Origin of the sequence: Parasphingopyxis sp. (genome assembly GCF_028279465.1) — a bacterium.
Classification (GTDB): Bacteria; Pseudomonadota; Alphaproteobacteria; order Sphingomonadales; family Sphingomonadaceae; genus Parasphingopyxis.
Window position 1 is genome coordinate 51,227 of sequence record NZ_JANQNS010000015.1, and the last position, 20,351, is coordinate 71,577.

The following is a 20,351-nucleotide window of genomic DNA, read 5'->3' on the forward strand; positions in this document are numbered from 1 at the left end:
GTTTTTCAGCCTCTTAGGCGAAGGTCTTCGCGAAATCGTCGAGGATCGAAGTCAGCTTTTCGGCCGTATCGTCTTCGAGCTTCTGCGTGTCGCGGATCGTCGCCAGCACATCGGCATGATCAGCGCGCATATGGGCGAGGAAGCTGGACTCGAATTCCGTGACCTTGTCGGTCGCGATGCCATCCAGATAGCCTTCGGTGCCCGCGAAGATCGAGGCGACCTGCTCTTCCATCGGCATCGGCGAGAACTGCTTCTGTTTGAGGAGTTCTGTCAGCCGCGCGCCGCGGTTGAGCAGCTGCTGCGTGGAGGCGTCGAGGTCCGAACCGAACTGGGCGAAGGCCGCCATCTCGCGATACTGGGCGAGCTCCAGCTTGATCGAGCCGGCCACCTTTTTCATCGCCTTGGTCTGGGCGGCGGAGCCGACGCGGCTCACCGAGAGGCCGACGTTAATCGCCGGGCGGATGCCCTGGAAGAAGAGGTCGGTCTCGAGGAAGATCTGACCGTCCGTGATCGAGATAACGTTGGTCGGAATATAGGCCGAAACATCGCCCGCCTGGGTTTCGATGATCGGCAGCGCGGTCATAGAACCGGCGCCATTGTCTTCGTTCATCTTCGCCGCGCGCTCGAGCAGGCGGGAGTGAAGATAGAAGACGTCGCCCGGATAGGCTTCGCGGCCCGGCGGGCGGCGCAGCAGCAGCGACATCTGGCGATAGGCGACGGCCTGTTTCGAAAGATCGTCATAGACGATGCAGCTGTGCATGCCGTTGTCGCGGAAATACTCGCCCATCGTGCAGCCCGTGTACGGCGCAAGATATTGAAGCGGGGCCGGCTCGGAGGCCGTGGCGGCGACGACGATCGAATAGTCCATCGCGCCATTTTCTTCGAGCTGGCGGACGATCTGCGCAACCGTCGAGCGCTTCTGGCCGACGGCGACATAGATGCAATAAAGCTTCTTCGACTCGTCGTCCGTCTCGTTGACCGTCCGCTGGTTGATGAACGTGTCGACTGCGACGGCGGTCTTGCCAGTCTGGCGGTCGCCGATAATCAACTCGCGCTGACCGCGGCCCACGGGCACGAGCGCGTCAATGGCCTTGAGGCCCGACTGGACCGGCTCGTGAACCGATTTGCGCGGGATGATGCCCGGCGCCTTCACTTCCACGCGCGCGCGCTCGGCGCCTTCGATCGGGCCCTTGCCGTCGATCGGATTGCCGAGGCCGTCGACCACGCGCCCCAACAGGCCCTTGCCAACCGGAACGTCCACGATCGTCTCGGTGCGCTTGACCGTGTCGCCTTCCTTGATCTCGGCGTCGGAGCCGAAGATCACGACGCCGACATTGTCGGATTCAAGGTTCAGCGCCATGCCCTGGATGCCGTTTTCGAAGGCGACCATTTCACCGGCCTGGACGTTGTCGAGGCCGTGCACGCGAGCGATACCGTCACCGACCGAAAGCACGGTTCCGATTTCCGAGACCTGCGCCTCGGTGCCGAAACTGGCGATCTGGTCCTTGATGACCTTGGAGATTTCTGCAGCGTTGATGTCCATTATGAACCTTTCATGGAACCATTAGGCATATGGGCGTTCAGCCCTTCATTGCCGAGGCGAGCGTATTGAGTTTGGTACGGAGCGAGCCGTCGATCATCCGGCTGCCCATGCGGACGACGAGGCCGCCCAGCAGCGAGGGATCGACATTCATGTCGACATTGACGTCGCGGCCGGCGAGGCTTTTGAGCTTTGCCTTCAGCGCCGTGACCTGGTCGTCGGTAAGGGGATGCGCCGAGATGACTTCGGCATTAGCCTCACCGCGATATTGCGCGGCGATGGTCGAGAAAGCGCGGATCGCCGGGCCGAGCTGGGCAAGGCGGCGATTCTCGGCGAGCGTGCCGAGGAAATTGGTGGTGAGCGGATCGAGCGACAGCGATTCGGAGACCGCCTTGGTCGCCGCGACCGCTTCGGACCGGCCGACGAGCGGGCTCGTGGTCAGGGTCGCGAATTCGCCCGAATCGGCGAGCGCCGATTTGAGCTTCGCAAGGCTGTCCTCGACCGCGTCGAGCTGCTTATTCTCTTCCGCCAGTTCGAACAGTGCCGCTGCATAGCGGCCTGCCAAGCTGGCCTTGATTCCGCCGGAAATATCCACGCGCAAATATGCCCCTAAAGGAGGATGACTGATCCATAGAAAAGGGAGCGGCAAAACGCCCCCGCTACGGCTGCGGGCCACCTAGCAAGGGTCATGCTGCGATGCAAGATGGCCGAGGCGAACTTTTCCCCGAAAGCGTTCGGCGCAGCTATTCTTCCGGCGCCTCTTCGGTTTCCGCCGGCTCCGCCGCTTCCGCGTCCTCGGCCTCCGTCTCCGCCGGTGCTTCAGGATCGTCGAATAGCCGGTCCAGGCTCGGCCGGTTGAAGAAGACATAGATCGATCCAGCAATCAGCGCGATGCCGACCCCGATGGCGAGACTACCGACGAGCGAGCCGCGTTGCCAGCGGCCGCGGAAGAACATCGCGACAATGCCGCCGGCGAACAGTGCGGCGCCGATCACGAGCATGGCGACGGCGATGGCGAGGCCGAGCTCCCGCGCTTCGTAGAGCGCGAGCGTTTCCCGGTCGCGTGCCAGCTCGTCAGCGCGGGCCCGTTCCGCCGCTTCTTGCCGGACGCGTTCGGGCAATGGGATACAACCTTCAGTCGTGATCTCGGGCCGGACCTCTGCACGTTGCAGGAACGGAATCAGTTCGCGCGCCGAGATGGCGAAGCCGAATTCGGCATCATTCTGCTCGGCCAGCGCGCCGAAACTGTTGATGCCGATTATCCGCCCGCATTCATCTACCAGCGGGCCGCCCGAATTGCCGCGGGCCATGGCGGCGGTGTGGAGCAGCGTATCGACATCGCGCCGGCTGCGGCCGCCAGAGAGCTGGCCGAAAGTGCGCACCGCCGGAATCGGGCGGACGCGTTCGCTGGCCGAGAGATTTTCTGCCAGATCGACGGAACCGGGATAGCCGATCGCCGCAACGCGCCCCGTGTCGGGCGGCCGGCCGGTGAAAACCGGGAGCGGATCGATAACTCCTTCCTGCATGCGGATCAGGGCGAGATCGGCGCGCGAATCCGATGCGAGCAGCGTACCCGGATAGCGTTGCTCGCCTGAAGACGGGACGATGCTGATTTCGATGCTGGGCGATTCGCGCAGCGGGGCGACGACATGCGCGTTGGTGACGATGAGCCCCGGCGCGACGGCGACGCCGCTGCCATGGCCGAGCAGATATTGCCCGCGCTTGTCGTCATTGCCGATCAGCGCGACCCGGACGACGCTGCGCGCGGCGATGACGACATCGTTCTCGGTGGCAGTCTGTTCCTCGCCCTTTTGCGCGGACGCCGAGATCGGAAGCACCGCGAGCGCCAGCAGCACAGCCATTATCCACCGCATCATCACGCGTTTCCCCCTCAAGAACAGCCGCACCCTGTATACGGCACCGCTAAGACGTGAAAAGGGGGCGGATTCTTTTGACCGCAATTTTCGGAACGCATCTATGCTATGGCGTGCGTAGGACGACGGCATGACAGAACAGACCATTCTCATCGATCCCGATCTCGCCTGGCGGGCCGTACAGGCGCGCGATCGCAGTTTTGACGGCCGCTTTGTGACCGGCGTGATGACGACCGGCATCTATTGCCGGCCTTCCTGTCCCGCCCGGCATCCGAAACGCGAGAATGTGCGGTTTTTTGCGAGCGGCGCGGAGGCGCGCGAAGCGGGTCTTCGGCCATGCAAACGCTGCAAGCCCGATGATGTCTCCCGCGACGAAGCGGCCGTAGCGAAAGCGGTAGAGCTGATCGAGGGAGCGGAGGAAGCCCCTAAGCTCGATGCGATCGCCGACTGTGTCGGCTACTCCCCGACGCATTTTCTGCGCGTCTTCCGCCGGGCGATGGGCGTGACCCCGGCAGCCTATGCGCGGCGGTTGCGGGCAGAACGCGCCGAGCGTGCGCTTGAGAAGGAGGAGCGGGTGACCGATGCAATCTATGAAGCGGGCTATTCCGGACCCGGGCGTTTCTATGCGGAGACCGGCAAGCGGCTCGGCATGACCCCATCCGCATGGCGCAGGGGCGGGGAGGGCGTCACTATTCGCTGGGCGATAGCCGAGACGAGCCTGGGCGATATGCTGATCGCGGCGACCGAGCGCGGCATCTGCCGGCTGTCGTTCGACGAAGATGAGGCGGCGCTGCGCCGGCGTTTCCCGAATGCGGAGATTGCGCCGGCGGACGCAGCCATGGCCAATATCATCGCCAGCGCCGTCGCCGCCGTCGACGATCCCGCCCGCCCGCACGGCCTGTCGCTCGATGTGCAGGGCACGGCTTTCCAGGAAGCCGTCTGGCGCGAACTGACCCGCATCCCGCCCGGCGAAACCCGCAGCTATGCCGAAATCGCGGCGGCCGTCGGCAAGCCAAACGCCGTGCGCGCGGCCGGTTCCGCCAATGGCGCCAACAATGTCGCCGTCCTCATCCCTTGCCACCGCGTCATCCGCAGCGATGGCAGCCTTGGCGGCTATGCCTATGGGTTGAAGCGGAAGGAAGCGCTGCTGGAGCGGGAGCGCCGCCGCTGATCATCCAAGGCGCAACGCCAAATAGGCGAGTGCCAGCATTGTCGTTATTACAATCGCTGCGATACTGAGCAGGCGCATGGCGGAGCCGGGCCGGGCGTCCTCCGCCATGGCGCAACGCGTGACGACCAGATGGTTGAGCAGCGCAATCACCGGTGCGATCAGGAAGGAGGCCGAGGTTACGAAATCGATGAACACGCCGAAGTCTGAGAGCAGAACGTACAGCGCAGCGATTGCGAGGCCGACTTCGGCGAGAATGGCCACTAAATATGCTTTGCGGAATCGGCCCGCATCGTCGCCGGGTTCCCGGTCGGCATAGGCTTCCGCGAAGCTCCGGGCATAGGCGTCGGTTGCGGCGATGACGGTCGAGGCCATTACGGAAAGCGCAGCGATCGACGCAACGAACGCCGCCTGCGGGCCGAGTGTCGTGCTGTAGAGCGATATGATCTGCGCTGCGAATTCGGCGGCGTTGGAGGCTGGCGCCACGGCATCGCTGTGCATGACGCCGGCGCCCATGATGCAGAAGCACAATGCCAGCACGGCAGAGAGCGCAAAGGACCAGGCGAAGCCGGCGCGCATTTCGGAAAATGTCGATCGGTCTGCGTCGGCCGCGTCCTTTTCGGCTTCCACGGTCCAGATCGATACGGGGACGGACGCATCGACCGGGTTCGGCATGAAACCGGCGAGCGCCACAATGAAGAGCAGCGCTAGCGGATCGGCGGCCCAGCCGATATCGGTCAGCGTTCCCCATTCGACGCGCGGCAGCACCATGGCCGTTGCGGCCAGGGTCGATACGATCAGGAACGCCAGCAGCACCCGGTTGATCCGGTCGAGCCATGTATAGCCGCCGATCATCAGGATCGCCGTCGCCCCGGCCAGAACGAGCGCGGCAAGCGTCGGGATTGGCAGGGATGGACCTGCTAGCGCCGCGATGATGCCGGCAGTGGTCGCGCTGGTTGCGGCCAGCACGATCGGCGCGATCGGCGCGATGGCTATGAGGAAGACTATGAGCGCCCATGGCCCGAGCTCGCGATAGCCATGCAGCAGCGACCGGCGCGTCGCATGCGCATAATCGACTCCGAAACGGAATGCCGGATATTTGAGGATGTTGATGACGATAATCACGCCGATAAGCGCCAGCCCGAACATCGCTCCGGCGCGCGTCGATTGGACGAGATGGGAAACGCCGACAGCGGCGCCGGAAAACAACAGCCCCGGGCCGATGGCGCGCCAGATGCGCTGGCGGTGTGAAATCATGAGGCGTGCCCTTCCTCAGCGTCGATAGGCGTTGGTCTGAGAAATGGGAAGCGCGGGAAAGCGACCCAGTTTGCCGCCCCTCATGCGTTCACAGAAAACTGTACGGATCGACATCCACCGTCACGCGCACGCCTTTCGGCCAATCCCGCTCGCCCAACCAGTCGCGGATCACGCTCTGTACGTCGAGCGCCCGGCGGGCGTGGACGAGGAGGCGCTGGCGGTGGCGGCCGCGCAGCATGGCGAGCGGGGCCGGGGCGGGGCCGAGGACCATCATGCCCTCGACCTTGGGTGCGGTCTGGCCGATGACCCGCGCGGTTTCGAATGCCTCTTTCTCGTCTTCCGAGGATATGACGATTCCCGCATAGCGGCCGAAGGGTGGGGCGCCGGCGAAGCGGCGGGCTTCGGTCTCGGCGGCGTAGAAGCTTTCGGCATCGCCCGAAACCAGCGCCTCGATGACCGGAGCGGTCGGGTCGTGCGTCTGGATGAACACGCGGCCCGGCTTCTCGCCGCGCCCGGCGCGTCCCGAAACCTGCATGATCTGCTGGAACGTCCGTTCGGCCGCGCGCAGATCGCCGCCCTGCAGGCCGAGATCGGCATCGACGACGCCGACCAGCGTCAGGTTCGGGAAGTGATAGCCTTTGGTCACGAGCTGCGTGCCGATCACGATATCGATATCGTTCGCCTCCATCCGGTGGACGAACTCGGCGGCTTTCGCTGGCGACCAGAGCGTGTCCGAGGTGACGATGGCGGTGTTTGTCTCGGGAAAGAGCGCCGCCACCTCGTCGGCGATCCGCTCGACGCCCGGGCCGCAGGCGACGAGACTGTCCGTCGCACCACACTCGGGGCATTCGTCGGGCGGCGGCATGACATGGCCGCAATGATGGCAGGCAAGGCGGCCGAGCAAGCGATGCTCGACCATCCAGGCCGTGCAGTTTGGGCATTGGAAGCGATGGCCGCAGTTTCGGCACAGGGTGAGGGGCGCATAGCCGCGGCGGTTGAGAAAAAGCAGCGACTGTTCTTTGCGCGCCAAGGTTTCCTCGACCGCGCGGACGAGGGTCGGCGCGAGCCAGGAACCGCGTGGCGGCGGGTCCTGCAGCATGTCGATCGCGGCCAGTTCGGGCAGTTCGGCCGCGCCATAGCGGCCGGGTAGCGTGACGCTTTCATAGCGCCCGATCTCGACCATCTGCTTCGTCTCGATCGCTGGCGTCGCCGAAGCGAGGACGATCGGGAAACTTTCGAAATGCCCGCGCATCACGGCGACGTCGCGCGCGTGATACATGACGCCTTCTTCCTGTTTGAATGCGCTTTCATGGGCCTCGTCGACGATGATCAGGCCGAGTTCGGGATAGGGGAGGAAGAGCGAGGAGCGCGCGCCGACCGTCACCTTCGCTTCACCGGTCGCGATGGCGCGCCACGCCCGGCGGCGTTCCGATTGCCGCAGCCCCGAATGCCAGGCGACGGGCTCGCAGCCGAAGCGCGCGGTGAAGCGGGTGAGGAACGGTTCGGTCAGCGCGATCTCGGGTAACAGGACGAGCGTCTGCCGGCCCATGCGCAAGGCTTCGGCGACGGCTTCGAAATAGACCTCGGTCTTGCCGGAACCTGTCACGCCGTCGAGCATGATCGGCGCGAACTCGCGCGCCCTGACCGCCTCGACGAGCCGCGCGCTCGCCTTGTGCTGGCCGTCCTCCAGTTCCGGCGGCCCGAAATCGGGATCGGGCAGCGGGAAAGGTGCGTCGAGCGACACCTCGACCGGTTCGAGCGCGCCGGCTTTCACGAGGCCCCGGATCACACCGACCGACACCTCGCCGATCTCGGAGAGTTCGCGGATGATCCCCTGATTGTCGCCGATCAGTTCGAGCGCCTGTTCGCGTTTCGGCGTCATCCGTTCGGGCATCCCGCCCGAGGCGCGATACTCCGTGATTGTTTTCTCGCCCGAATAGCCGCTGGTGGAGGCGAGGCTCATGCGGAGCACCGAGGCCAGGGGGGCCAGATAATAATCGGCGGTCCATTCGATCAAACGCCGCAGCGTTTCGGGGATCGGCGGCGAATCATAGACGCCGAGGATCGGCCGCAACTTCTCCGCCGCGACCGGCTTTCCTTCGAGCCGTCCCTCGTCCCAGACCACGCCCGTCACCTGGCGCGGGCCGAGCGGCGCCTTCACGATGCTGCCCGGCGGCGCGTCCATGCCATCCGGCACCCGATAATCGAGCGGGCCGAGCGCGGCTTTGAGAATGAGGACGCGGACGCGGGACATAGGCACTACAATAGGCATTGCGCACGGGCAGGAAAGTCGTGCGCCCGCTCTTGCCGCTTTGTCTGTGGATAGGCGGGTTAACGGCTGTCACGATTCCGCGATACGCTCCGCACGACTCGCCTTTCGATACAGGACCCGCGCCCATGAAATTCTTCGCCGATACCGCCGATACCGACGCCATTCGGGAGCTCGCCGCCACCGGGCTGGTCGATGGTGTCACGACCAATCCATCGCTGATCCACAAATCGGGCCGCGATATCATGGAAGTGACGAAGGAGATTTGCGGGATTGTCGATGGCCCGGTGTCCGCCGAAGTCGTCGCGACCGAGCATGAAGCGATGATGGTCGAGGCCGAGGTCCTGCGGAAGATCGCTGACAATATAGCGATCAAGGTGCCGCTGACCGTCGATGGGCTGAAGACCTGCAAGGCGCTGACGGGCGACGGGACGATGGTCAATGTCACGCTCTGCTTTACCGCGAACCAGGCGCTGCTTGCGGCCAAGGCGGGCGCGAGCTTCATCTCGCCTTTCGTGGGGCGGCATGACGATATCGGCTATGACGGAATGAACCTGATCTCCGAGATTCGGATCATCTACGACAATTACGATTTTCCCACCGAAATTCTCGTCGCCTCGGTCCGCCATCCGGTCCATATCCTCGAGAGTGCGAAGATGGGCGCCGATGTCGCGACGATGCCGCCCGACGTGATCCTCAAGCTGTTCAACCATCCGCTGACCGACAAGGGCCTCGCGGCGTTCCTCGCGGACTGGGAAAAGACGGGTCAGTCGATCGGCTGATGCTTGCTTGGTCCGTATTCCTGCGCAGGCAGGAATCCAGGGCCACTAGCGATAAGGTTCGCAGCCCTAGGCTCCTGCCTGCGCAGGAGCACGATAGCCTTTCGACGATTGCGCTTCCTTGCTAAAGCAACATTCTTTCAACAGAAGGTTGCCCTATGTCCGCCGCTCCCACCCTCGATTTCGGTCTTGGCGAAACCGCCGATATGATCCGCGAGACGACATCGCGTTTCGCCGCCGACAAGATCGAACCGCTGTCCAAGAAGATCGACGAGGAGGACTGGTTTCCGACCGAACTCTGGCCGCAAATGGGCGAGCTGGGGCTGCACGGCATCACGGTCGAGGAAGAATGGGGCGGGCTCGGGCTCGGCTATCTTGAACATTGCGTGGCGGTCGAGGAAGTCAGCCGGGCGAGTGCCTCGGTCGGCCTCAGCTATGGTGCCCACTCGAACCTCTGCGTCAACCAGATCCGCCGCTGGGGCAATGACGAGCAGAAGGCCAAATATTTGCCGGGGCTGATCTCGGGCGAGCATGTCGGCAGCCTCGCCATGTCCGAAGCGGCTGCCGGCTCCGACGTTGTGGGCATGAAGCTGAAGGCCGAGGCTGTGCAGGGCGGTTATATCCTGAATGGCACCAAATTCTGGATCACAAACGCCGCCTATGCCGATACGCTCGTCGTCTATGGCAAGACCGGTGAGGGGTCGGGCGGGATTACGGCGTTCCTGATCGAAAAGGATATGCCGGGCTTCTCGATCGGCCAGAAGATCGACAAGGTCGGCATGCGCGGTAGCCCGACGGCCGAGCTTGTCTTCAATGACTGCGAGGTTCCGGACGAGAATGTCATGGGCCCGGTCAATGGTGGGGTCGGCGTGCTGATGAGCGGCCTCGATTATGAGCGCGCGGTGCTCGCCGCGATCCAGCTCGGCATCATGCAAGCCTGCCTCGATACCGTGCTGCCCTATGTGCGTGAGCGCAAACAGTTCGGCCAGCCGATCGGCAGTTTCCAGCTCATGCAGGCCAAGGTCGCCGACATGTATGTCGCGCTGAATTCGGCGCGGGCGTACGTTTACGCGGTCGCGCGCGCCTGTGACGCGGGCCTGACGACGCGCTTCGATGCGGCGGGTTCCATCCTGCTCGCGAGCGAAAATGCGGTGAAGGTCGCGCTCGAAGCCGTGCAGGCGCTCGGCGGTGCGGGCTACACCAAGGACTGGCCCGTCGAGCGTTACATGCGCGATGCGAAGCTGCTCGATATCGGCGCAGGTACCAACGAGATCCGCCGGATGCTGATCGGCCGCGAACTGATCGGGGCAGCATAGGTGAAAGTCCTGCTCACCGGATCGTCGGGCTGGCTGGGCCGCCATCTGGCGCCCCGCTTGCACGAGGCCGGGCATGATGTCGTCGGGCTCGACGTGGCGGATGGCGCCGATACCGATCATATCGGATCGGTGGCCGACAAGGCGCTGGTCGACGCACTGGTGACGGACGAGCGCATCGAATTGGTCATCCATGCGGGCGCGCTGCATAAGCCCGATATCGTGCGCTATCCGGCGCAAACTTTTGTCGACGTCAATGTCAGCGGCACGCTGAACCTTCTCGAAGCGGCGGCGCGTGCCGGGCATGACCGGTTTCTGTTCACCTCGACGACCTCGCTGATGGTCTCCGACGCCGTGCGCGCGGGCGATGCGGACACGGCATTCTGGATGGACGAGGATTTCTTCGCCGGCCCGCCGCGCAACATTTACGGCGTCACCAAGGCCGCGGCCGAAAATCTCTGCCGCCTCTATGCGGGCCTGCATGGCATGGACATCGCGATTTTGCGGACCGGCCGTTTCTTCCCGGAAGACGACGACACCATCACATCGACCGCAGGCCCGAATCTGAAAGCCAATGAGTTTCTCAACCGGCGGCTCAGTGTGGACGATGCGGCCGAGGCGCATATCGCGGCGATCGACGGGATTGGCGGGCTTGGATGCGAGACGTTCGTCCTCTCCGCCTCGCCGGCCTTTTCGCGCGACGATTGCGCGGCGCTGAAGCGCGACGCCCGCACCGTCATCGCACTTTACTTCCCCGACGCCGATCAGCTTTATGCCGAACGCGGCTGGCAACTGCCCGAAACGATCGATCGGGTATATGACCCTTCCAAGGCCGAGCGGCTTTTGGGTTTCCGGCCGAAAACCGATTTCGCCGCCATTCTCGCCGCGATGCGCGCGGATGCGCCGCTGCCCTATAGCCACGATCCCAGCTACAGTTCGCCAAAGGAGTTGGTAGGGTGACCTGGCTCTGGGCATCCGCGCTGCTGATGGTGCTGACGGCGGCGATCCATTCTTTTTTTGGCGAGAAACGGCTGATCATACCGCTTTTGGCGCAGGACAAGACGGTGCTGACCCAGCCTCTTTCCCGCAAGGTCGTGCGTTTCGCCTGGCATTTCACCTCGCTGTTGATGATCGTCTCGGCCGCACTCGTCGTCTGGCCCGGAACGCCGGACGGGCTTGTTCTGTTCGCCGGCGGCGCCTGGCTGGCGGTCGGTGTTGCGGATGCGATTTTCACGCGCGGCCAGCATATCGGCTGGCCGTTCCTTAGTGCAGCCGGGCTGTTCGCAATTCTAGGAGGGGTATTATGAGCGCGCCGGTTCTCGACAGCGCCGTCGACACGAACGGCGAGGCTTTTCGCGCCAATGCCGCGCATAACCGCGAACTGGTCGAGGCGTTGCGTGCCGATGTCGCGAAGGCGGCGCTTGGCGGGACGGAGAAACATCGCGAGCGGCATCTGTCGCGCGGCAAACTGCTGCCGCGGGATCGCGTCGAGCGGCTGCTCGATCCGGGTTCGCCGTTCCTCGAAATCGGCCAGCTCGCCGCCTGCGATATGTATGGCGGCGAGGTGCCGGGCGCCGGGATGATCGCGGGCATCGGGCGTGTCTCCGGCCGCCAGTGCATGATCGTCTGCAACGATGCGACGGTGAAGGGCGGTACCTATTACCCCATGACGGTCAAGAAGCATCTGCGCGCGCAGGAGATCGCGCAGGAGAACCGGTTGCCCTGCATCTATCTCGTCGATAGCGGCGGCGCGAACCTGCCGCATCAGGCCGAGGTCTTCCCGGATCGCGAACATTTCGGGCGTATCTTCTTCAACCAGGCGAATATGTCGGCGCTCGGCATCCCGCAGATCGCCTGCGTCATGGGGAGCTGCACGGCGGGCGGGGCGTACGTCCCGGCGATGTCCGACGAGACGGTGATCGTCCGCAACCAGGGCACGATCTTCCTCGCCGGGCCGCCGCTCGTCAAAGCGGCGACGGGCGAGGAGATCAGTGCCGAGGATCTGGGCGGCGGCGATCTGCATGGCCGCAAGTCCGGCGTTGTCGATCATGTCGCCGAGAATGACGAACATGCGCTGACCATCGTCCGCGATATCGTCTCGACGCTGAACGTGCCGCACGATCCGGGCGTCAAACGCGTCGAACCGCGCGCGCCGAAGTTCGACGCCGAAGAGCTGTACGGCATCATCCCGGACGATGTCCGCGCGCCCTATGACGTGCATGAGATCATCGCGCGGATCGTCGATGGCAGCGAGTTTCACGAGTTCAAGGCGCTGTACGGATCGACGCTGGTCTGCGGCTTTGCGCATATCTGGGGCATGCCGGTCGCGATCCTCGCCAATAACGGCGTGCTGTTCAGCGAGAGTGCGCAGAAGGGCGCACATTTTATCGAGCTCGCCTGCCAGCGCCGCATCCCGCTGCTGTTTTTGCAGAATATCTCGGGCTTCATGGTCGGTGGGAAATATGAGGCCGAGGGGATCGCCAAGCATGGCGCGAAGCTGGTGACGGCGGTCGCGACGGCGACCGTGCCCAAGATCACCGTGCTGATCGGCGGCAGCTTCGGCGCCGGCAATTACGGCATGGCGGGGCGGGCATACGGCCCGCGCTTCCTGTTCACCTGGCCCAACAGTAGGATTAGCGTGATGGGCGGCGAACAGGCGGCGAGCGTGCTGGCGACCGTCCACCGCGACGCCGACCAATGGACCGAGGACGAAGCCGAAGCCTTCAAGGTCCCGATCCGGCAAAAGTACGAGGATGAAGGCAACCCCTGGCACGCCACCGCACGCCTCTGGGACGACGGCATCATCGATCCGGCGCAGACGCGCGATGTGCTGGGGTTGGCGTTTGCCGCGACGCTGGAAGCGGAGATACCCGAGCGGCCGGCGTTCGGCGTGTTCAGGATGTGATGTTCGGATGGAGCAAATTTCAAACCCTCCAATAATTCAAGAATATCATGAGCTTGGTGGTTCATCACTCTTTTCGTTTTGGTCCGACATAGACGGCTCAATGGGAGTTGTTCGCAAAGCAATAGTTGAGCACATGGCGAGGATGCCGGACACTAATCCGGGTCGCTACTTTGTCGAAGTTGAAGACGCATATGCGTACATCAATGCCGATGTTTTAGAAGGAATTGAGCCAGTTTCGCTCAACATTCGCGAATTCTTCGGGCGCTGGTATGATTTTAACCGCGGGCTATTGGTTGAACAGGGATACTGGGAGTTTGCCGATGGGAGCAGGATAGAAAACACACCGCTTGTAGATCTGCCGAAATATGCGACAAAATCGCAAAAAGCTGGGGGTTTCGATTGTCCAGAGATCGAATGTCGTGGAAACTATGCTTACGCTTTTTCCAATGCTGTTCATGGACCGAACCACTTCAAGCATGGTCCAAGATTTCAAGAGATATTTGACCTTCTAAACGAGCAAATTTTCCCTAGCGGCTATTCGCCGACCGTGGATCAAGCTGCTCTTAGGATCAATTCGACACCAGTAGTTTACGATTGGAGTACCCCTGAATTAGAGCGTTTCTCAAGGTTCTTTGAAGCAGGTTTAGAATGGTGGGGAATTTTTCTGTTCACGGTGCACGATCCTCTTACTTCGCGCTTAGCTGTCATAAGTGCATCGGAGACTGACTAATGATCTCCTCCCTCCTCATAGCCAATCGCGGCGAGATCGCGTGCCGGATCATCCGCACCGCGCGCAGGCTCGGCATCCGCACCGTTGCCGTCTATTCCGATGCCGACGCCAAGGCGCTGCATGTGCGCGAGGCGGATGAGGCCGTGCATATCGGGCCGTCGCCGGCCGCTGAGAGCTATCTGGTCGGCGAGAAGATTATCGCGGCTGCCAAAGATAGTGCTGCCGAGGCGATCCATCCGGGCTATGGGTTTCTCTCCGAGAATGCGGATTTCGCGCAGGCGGTGATCGACGCGGGTCTGATCTGGGTCGGGCCGAAGCCGGAGAGTATCCGCGCCATGGGCCTCAAGGATGCGGCGAAGAAGCTGATGGACGAGGCGGGCGTGCCGACGACGCCCGGCTATCTTGGCGAGAAGCAGGATGTCGATTTTCTCGCCGAACAGGCAGAGCAGATCGGCTATCCGGTGTTGATCAAGGCGGTCGCGGGCGGCGGCGGCAAGGGGATGCGCAAGGTCGAGACGGCCGAGGATTTCTCGGACGCGCTGCAATCCTGCCGCCGCGAGGCCAAGGCCGCGTTCGGCAACGATATCGTGCTCCTGGAAAAATGGATCGAGAGCCCGCGCCATATCGAGGTGCAGGTCTTTGGCGATAGCCACGGCAATGTCGTCCATCTGTTCGAGCGCGATTGCTCGCTCCAGCGCCGCCATCAGAAAGTGATCGAGGAAGCCCCCGCGCCGGGCATGGATGCGGAAACGCGCGAAGAGGTCTGCGCCGCCGCCGTCCGCGCCGCCAAGGCGGTCGATTATGAGGGCGCCGGCACGATCGAATTTATCGCCGATGCGTCCGAAGGCCTGCGCGCCGATCGTATCTGGTTCATGGAAATGAACACGCGGCTGCAGGTCGAGCATCCGGTGACCGAGGAGATTACCGGGCAGGACTTGGTCGAATGGCAGCTGCGCGTAGCGAGCGGCGAGAAGCTGCCGAAGACGCAGGACGAACTCAGCATAGATGGCTGGGCGATGGAAGCGCGGCTCTATGCGGAGGACCCGGCGAGCGGTTTTCTCCCGAGTACGGGACGTCTCGAATTTCTGTCGTTTATTGACGAAAAGCCGGGCGTGTTTCGCGTCGAAACCGGAGTGGAGCAGGGCGACAGCGTCTCGCCATTTTACGACCCGATGATTGCAAAGCTGGTCGCCCGCGCGCCGACCCGCGAAGATGCGATTGGCGATCTGCAGGTCATGGTTCGCAACAGCAATATCTGGCCGGTGAAAACCAATGCCGGCTTCCTGTACCGCTGCCTTGAAAGTGAGAGCTTTCGGGCCGGCGACATAACGACGGCGTTTATCGCCGAGGCAGGAGATAGCCTGATTCCGCCGGCGGAACCCGCCGACGCCGTGTGGGCGGCCGCCGCGCTGCGCTTTCAGGACGAGATCGAGGGGTCTGCCCAGAAGGACGGCACGGGTGCGAACGGCCCTTGGGTGGCGGGCTCCGGCTTTCGCCTGAATGGTGCGCCGCGCCGCGAAATGGCGATCAGTTCGGGCGGCGAAAGCCGAGTCTTGCCATTCGACGAGCGCGGGGATGAAGCCGATGGATGGCTGTATCATGCGGCGCGGATGGATCACGGCGATGCCTGGCTGGTGGTGGATCGGGGACAGCCCTATCGATTTGTAATGGCGCGCAGCGAGGGTGCTGCCGCCGGGGCTGCCTCAGACGGCGCGATCCTCTCGCCCATGCCGGGCAAGATCATCGCGGTCAGCGTTGCCGCGGGTGATACGGTGGCCAAGGGCGACAAGCTCGTCACGCTCGAGGCGATGAAGATGGAGCACAGCCTGACCGCGCCGTTCGATGGGACGGTCGCGGAGCTTAACGCCGAAACCGGCGGGCAGGTCTCCGAAGGCACGCTGCTCGTGCAGATTGAGGCGGGGGAGGAATAGCCCTCTCCCAGTTCGGGAGAGGGAAAGGCGGCGCGAAGCGTCGCCAAGGAGAGGGTACAGAGCGAGCAGAGGCGAGCGTTAAACTTGCCGAGCCGCTACCCCTCTCCAATTTCGACTAGGCGCGGGGCGCCGAGTCTTCATATCCTCGCCCGCAAGGGGAGAGGAACCGGAGGAACTTTATGGCCGACTATCAAACCATCCTGACCGATCTTTCGGACGGCATCTTTACGATCACGCTCAATCGCCCGGAAAAGATGAACGCCTTTACCGAGCGCATGATGCACGAGATGATCGCCGCGTTCGATGAGGCCGATGCCGACGACGATGTTCGGGCGGTCATCGTGACGGGCGAGGGCGACCGGGCCTTTTGCGCCGGGGCGGATCTGTCTTCCGGCGGCGATACGTTCGACTATGACAAGCGGCTAGACCGCGAAACGCCGATCCGGGAAGACGGCACCGTCGACTGGAACCATCGCGGCGCGCGCGATGGCGGCGGGCAGCTCACCTTGCGCATCTTCAACTGCAGGAAGCCGGTAATCGGCGCGATCAACGGGGCGGCGGTCGGTGTCGGCTCGACGATGACCTTGCCGATGGATGTGCGGCTGGCGGCCGATACGGCGCGGTTCGGTTTCGTCTTTGCGCGGCGCGGTATCGTGCCCGAGGCGGCATCGAGCTGGTTCCTGCCGCGGCTTGTCGGGATCAGCCGGGCATTGGAATGGTGCTATTCGGGCAAGGTGTTCGGCGCGGAGGAAGCGCATCAGGGCGGTCTCGTACGCGGCGTCTATACGCCCGGCGCTCTTATCCCGGCCGCGCGGGCGCTGGCGAAAGAGATGACGGACGAAAGCGCGCCGGTATCGATCGCGATGACGCGGCAGATGCTCTGGCGCATGCTGGGCGCCGACCATCCGATCGAAGCGCACCGGATGGATAGCCGCGCGATCTGGTATCGCGGGCGGCAGGAGGATGCGAAAGAGGGCGTCGTGTCGTTCCTCGAAAAGCGCCCGGCCGACTATCCGAACACAGTCAGTTCGGACATGCCGGACCTGCATCAATGGTTCGACGATCCGGAATTTTGATACCCGGCCCAACCCGATTTCTTGAGAGGATAGACGATGAGCGCACCCCATTTCGATTTTACAGCCAAGAATGTCATGGTGTTTGGTGGCACCAGCGGGATCAATCTCGGCATCGCCAAGGGTTTTGCCGCGGCCGGGGCGCGGCTCGGCGTCGCCAGCCGCTCGCAGGATAAGGTCAATGCGGCCGTCGCCCAGCTCGGCAATGATCATGGATCGGCGCTCGGCTTTTCGCTCGATGTGCGCGATGCGGAGGCGGTGCAGAAAGCCGTGCATGATTTCGTCACCGAGCGCGGTAAGATCGATGTGCTGGTGTCGGGTGCTGCGGGCAATTTTCTCGCGCCGGCTGCCGGGCTCAGCCCGAACGGGTTCAAGTCGGTCATCGATATCGATCTGCTCGGCACGTTCAACGTGATGCGCGCCGCTTACGAAAGCCTCAGAAAGCCGGGCGCTTCGGTGATCAACATCTCCGCTCCGCAGGCCTGGATCGCGATGCCGTTTCAGGTCCATGCCTGCGCGGCCAAGGCCGGGATCGATCAGGTCACCCGGACACTGGCGATGGAATGGGGGCCGGAAGGCGTGCGCGTAAACTCGATCGCGCCGGGCCCGATCGGCGGGACCGAAGGGATGGAGCGGCTCGCACCGACCGAAGAGGCCGCCGAGCATTCGAAGAAAGCCGTGCCGCTCGGCCGCTGGGGCGAAATCGAGGAGATAGCGAATATGGCGATGTTCCTGTCGTCCGATATGGCCGGATATGTGTCGGGCGCTGTGATCCCGGTCGACGGCGCGAGCTCGTGCGGTCGGTCGATGGGTGGGTAGTTTTCGTCAGAATTTTTCCTCAGCGGAAAAATCGCGGCACCGGCCCGCACCCCCTCCCGACCTCACATTGAGTGTACCCTAGTTGGGAGGTCGGGAGGGGGTGCGGGCCGGTGCCGCGCTCGACCGACAGGTCGAGTCTGACAAAAAGCCTATCGCCCCCACGCAATAAAATGCGGATTATCGAAGCCGCGCTCGCTCTTGTTGTAGGTGAGCGGCCCGGTTTCGGTTTCGCCGTCCAGCATCATCACGCGGCCGCCGGCGGCCTCCAGAACCGCCTGGCCCGCGCCCGTATCCCATTCCATCGTCCGACCGAGGCGTGGATAGACGTCCGCCGATCCCTGCGCGACGAGGCAGAATTTGAGGCTGGAGCCGGCGGGGGTGAAATCCTTGACGCCGATCTTGTCGAGTAGTGCTTCGGTCTCGGGTGAGCGGTGGCTGCGGCTGGCGACGGCGATCAGGTTCTTGTGGAAAACGGAGCGCGCTTCGATCTCGTGCGGACGCTCGGCTTCCGTGCGGGGCTGGCCGGGTGCGATTTCCTGATAGAAAGCGCCTTCGCCGCTCGCGCCATAATAGAGCTTCTTGATTGCCGGAGCATAGACGACGCCCGAGATCGGGCGGCCATGATCGATCAGCGCGATATTGACCGTGAACTCGCCGTTGCGCGAGACGAATTCGCGCGTGCCGTCCAGCGGATCGACGAGGAAGAAGCGGTTGCCCAATTCCGGGATGCGACCCTCGGACGCTGCCTCTTCGGCGAGGATCGGAATATCGGGCTGGGCGGCCTTGAGCCCCGCTTCGATGACCGCCTCGGCCTCCTTGTCGGCGGCGGTGACGGGCGAGCCGTCTCCCTTCGCTTCGGCATCGAAATCGGTCTGGTAAATCGCATCGATCGCCGCGCCCCCTTTCAGGGCGAGGTCAATCATCAGCTCAAGATGGGTTTCGCGTTGCATAAGGCCGCCGGAAGTTTGCAGGGTGGGACAATATGGGACAGTGCGGGACGCCGCGCGGCGTCAATTCACCTGCCGCTCCTTGCCTTCCCAATAGGGCGCGCGCAAATCCTTTCTGAGGATTTTTCCGCTGGCGTTGCGCGGCAGCATGTCGATAAAATCGACCGATTTCGGGCATTTGAACGCCGCGATCTGCGTGCGTGAGTATGCGATCACATCGTCCTCGCTGAGCTCCTCGCCCGGTGTCCGAACGATGACGGCCTTGACCGCCTCGCCCCATTTCTCGTCGGGCACTCCGATCACGGCCGCATCGGCGACCTTCGGGTGGCTGTAGAGCGCATTTTCGACTTCGGCCGGATAGACATTCTCGCCGCCCGAAATGATCATGTCCTTGATCCGGTCCTGGATATAGACATAGCCATCTTCGTCCATGTAACCGGCATCGCCCGTGTGCAGCCAGCCATCGTCGCGCACGGTTTCGGCGGTCTTTTCCGGCTGTTTCCAATAATAGGCCATGTTTTTGGGCGAGCGCGTCACGATCTCGCCGATCTCGCCATTGGACAGATCACTGCCGTTTTCATCGACGATCTTGATCTCGCAGCCCGGCAGCGCCTTGCCCGCCGAGCGCATCCGTTCATTGCCGTCGGGATCATGATCCGCGGGCGGCAGGATGGCGACGGCGCCGGTCGTCTCCGTCATCCCATAGGACTGCACGAAACCCGCATTGGGGAAGGCCTTGATGCAGGCGCGTAAGAGATCGAGCGGGATCGGCGAGGCGCCATAGCCGACCTGGGATACATGGCTGGTATCGGTCTCGGCCATCTTCGGATGCATGAGCAGGAACTGAAGCGCTGCCGGCACGAGGAAAAAGCGCGTTACTTCGCGCCGGTCGATCAGATCGAGAATCTCGCCCGGATCGAATTCGCGCGTAATCGTACAGGCCGATCCGTAATTATAGGGGATCAAACCATAGCCCGTGCCCGCGATATGGGCGACGGGCATCGGATCGAGGCCGGATTCCTTCTCCGTCCAATTATCCCAGTCCGGCGTCTGAATATCGGGATCGCTGCCGAGGTCGAGGAAATTGCCGTGGGTCAGCACCACGCCCTTGGGATTGCCGGTCGTGCCCGAGGTATAGAGCTGGACCAGCGCATCGCCGCGACCTGGTTTCGGTGGCGCATCGTCCTCGCGCGCCTCATCCGCAATATCGCCGAGCGAGGGCACGTCGCCGCCATCCTCAGATGCCCAGAACACGCGCACCGCGTCGATGGAATCGGCCAGCGCCTTACCCGTTTCGAGGAAATCGGGCGTTGCGACGATCGCTTCGGCCTCGGCGTCAGAAATGATAAACTTCATTTCAGGTTCGGCGAGCCGCCACCCGATCGGCACGATCGTCGCGCCGACCCGCGCCGCGGCGAAGAGCAGGAAGAAATACCAGTCGCTATTCTTGCCGAGCCAGGCGATCCGCTTGCCCGAGCCGAGATCGGCGCGCTGCAGCCCGCGGGCCAGCGCTTCCATCGTCTCTTTCACCTCGGCGAATGTCGTGACGCGGCCTTCAAAACGATAAGCGACGCTGTCCGGCCGGTGTTCGGCCCAGAAATCCGCCAGTTCGTCCAGCGTGCTCGCCGTGTGTAGTTGATGCATTCCACTCTCCGATTATTCTCTTGAGCCGGCATATCGATCCGACAAGATCGATCCCCGGCATAGCCTTGGCCGTTTTTGCACATTATGGCGTGCGCAACTTTC

17 protein-coding genes are annotated in these 20,351 nt (G+C 63.2%); 10 read left to right on the forward strand and 7 right to left on the reverse strand.

Annotation, left to right across the window (positions count from 1 at the left end):
• Positions 1-13 precede the first annotated feature (13 nt).
• From atpA to Q0974_RS09625, 3 genes are all read right to left on the reverse strand, one after another.
• Positions 14-1,543, reverse strand: coding sequence for a F0F1 ATP synthase subunit alpha (gene atpA, locus Q0974_RS09615; RefSeq protein WP_299326987.1), 1,530 nt, complete (start codon positions 1,541-1,543; stop codon positions 14-16).
• 37 nt (positions 1,544-1,580) lie between these two features.
• Positions 1,581-2,135 carry a F0F1 ATP synthase subunit delta gene (locus Q0974_RS09620; protein WP_299326989.1) on the reverse strand — a complete coding sequence of 185 codons (555 nt, stop codon included), beginning with the start codon at positions 2,133-2,135 and terminating at the stop codon, positions 1,581-1,583.
• 148 nt (positions 2,136-2,283) lie between these two features.
• Positions 2,284-3,417, reverse strand: a complete 1,134-nt coding sequence (locus tag Q0974_RS09625) for a serine protease (protein ID WP_299326991.1) — start codon at positions 3,415-3,417, stop codon at positions 2,284-2,286.
• A 127-nt stretch (positions 3,418-3,544) separates the two neighbouring features.
• Here Q0974_RS09625 and ada point away from each other — a divergent pair, with 127 nt between their 5' ends.
• Positions 3,545-4,585: a bifunctional DNA-binding transcriptional regulator/O6-methylguanine-DNA methyltransferase Ada gene (gene ada, locus Q0974_RS09630; protein ID WP_299326993.1), complete on the forward strand. Its 1,041-nt coding sequence runs from the start codon at positions 3,545-3,547 to the stop codon at positions 4,583-4,585.
• On the opposite strand, the gene Q0974_RS09635 is transcribed toward ada, so the two are convergent.
• Together Q0974_RS09635 and Q0974_RS09640 are read right to left on the reverse strand one after the other, a co-directional pair.
• Entirely contained in the window at positions 4,586-5,839 is a 1,254-nt protein-coding gene (locus Q0974_RS09635; protein ID WP_299326995.1) for a hypothetical protein, read from the reverse strand.
• An 88-nt stretch (positions 5,840-5,927) separates the two neighbouring features.
• Complete coding sequence (locus Q0974_RS09640) at positions 5,928-8,093, reverse strand: primosomal protein N' (protein WP_299326997.1); 2,166 nt, start codon at positions 8,091-8,093, stop codon at positions 5,928-5,930.
• Positions 8,094-8,236: 143 nt separating this feature from the next.
• Between Q0974_RS09640 and fsa the strand changes: the two genes are divergently transcribed.
• From fsa to Q0974_RS09685, 9 genes are all read left to right on the forward strand, one after another.
• Positions 8,237-8,890 (forward strand): fructose-6-phosphate aldolase, encoded by a 654-nt coding sequence (fsa, locus tag Q0974_RS09645; protein ID WP_299326999.1) that lies wholly within the window; start codon positions 8,237-8,239, stop codon positions 8,888-8,890.
• 155 nt (positions 8,891-9,045) lie between these two features.
• Complete coding sequence (locus Q0974_RS09650; protein ID WP_299327001.1) at positions 9,046-10,203, forward strand: isovaleryl-CoA dehydrogenase; 1,158 nt, start codon at positions 9,046-9,048, stop codon at positions 10,201-10,203.
• Positions 10,204-11,160: an NAD(P)-dependent oxidoreductase gene (locus Q0974_RS09655; RefSeq protein WP_299327002.1), complete on the forward strand. Its 957-nt coding sequence runs from the start codon at positions 10,204-10,206 to the stop codon at positions 11,158-11,160.
• The gene (locus tag Q0974_RS09660; protein ID WP_299327004.1) at positions 11,157-11,507 is read left to right on the forward strand and encodes a hypothetical protein; all 351 of its coding nucleotides are present in this window, start codon (positions 11,157-11,159) and stop codon (positions 11,505-11,507) included. Before Q0974_RS09655 ends, Q0974_RS09660 begins: the two co-directional genes overlap by 4 nt.
• Positions 11,504-13,105, forward strand: coding sequence for a carboxyl transferase domain-containing protein (locus tag Q0974_RS09665; protein ID WP_299327006.1), 1,602 nt, complete (start codon positions 11,504-11,506; stop codon positions 13,103-13,105). The genes Q0974_RS09660 and Q0974_RS09665 overlap by 4 nt, the downstream gene beginning before the upstream one ends.
• A gap of 7 nt (positions 13,106-13,112) precedes the next feature.
• Positions 13,113-13,835: a hypothetical protein gene (locus Q0974_RS09670; RefSeq protein ID WP_299327008.1), complete on the forward strand. Its 723-nt coding sequence runs from the start codon at positions 13,113-13,115 to the stop codon at positions 13,833-13,835.
• Complete coding sequence (locus tag Q0974_RS09675) at positions 13,835-15,766, forward strand: acetyl/propionyl/methylcrotonyl-CoA carboxylase subunit alpha (protein ID WP_299327010.1); 1,932 nt, start codon at positions 13,835-13,837, stop codon at positions 15,764-15,766. The genes Q0974_RS09670 and Q0974_RS09675 overlap by 1 nt, the downstream gene beginning before the upstream one ends.
• A gap of 179 nt (positions 15,767-15,945) precedes the next feature.
• Complete coding sequence (locus Q0974_RS09680; RefSeq protein ID WP_299327012.1) at positions 15,946-16,842, forward strand: crotonase/enoyl-CoA hydratase family protein; 897 nt, start codon at positions 15,946-15,948, stop codon at positions 16,840-16,842.
• 36 nt (positions 16,843-16,878) lie between these two features.
• Entirely contained in the window at positions 16,879-17,658 is a 780-nt protein-coding gene (locus Q0974_RS09685; protein ID WP_299327014.1) for an SDR family oxidoreductase, read from the forward strand.
• Positions 17,659-17,807: 149 nt separating this feature from the next.
• Here the strand turns inward: Q0974_RS09685 and cysQ are convergent, their stop codons facing one another.
• On the reverse strand, positions 17,808-18,581 hold the full coding sequence (cysQ, locus tag Q0974_RS09690; RefSeq protein ID WP_299327016.1) for a 3'(2'),5'-bisphosphate nucleotidase CysQ: 774 nt from the start codon (positions 18,579-18,581) through the stop codon (positions 17,808-17,810).
• A gap of 87 nt (positions 18,582-18,668) precedes the next feature.
• Positions 18,669-20,249 carry a long-chain-fatty-acid--CoA ligase gene (locus tag Q0974_RS09695; RefSeq protein ID WP_299327019.1) on the reverse strand — a complete coding sequence of 527 codons (1,581 nt, stop codon included), beginning with the start codon at positions 20,247-20,249 and terminating at the stop codon, positions 18,669-18,671.
• Between the last annotated feature and the right edge of the window lie 102 nt (positions 20,250-20,351).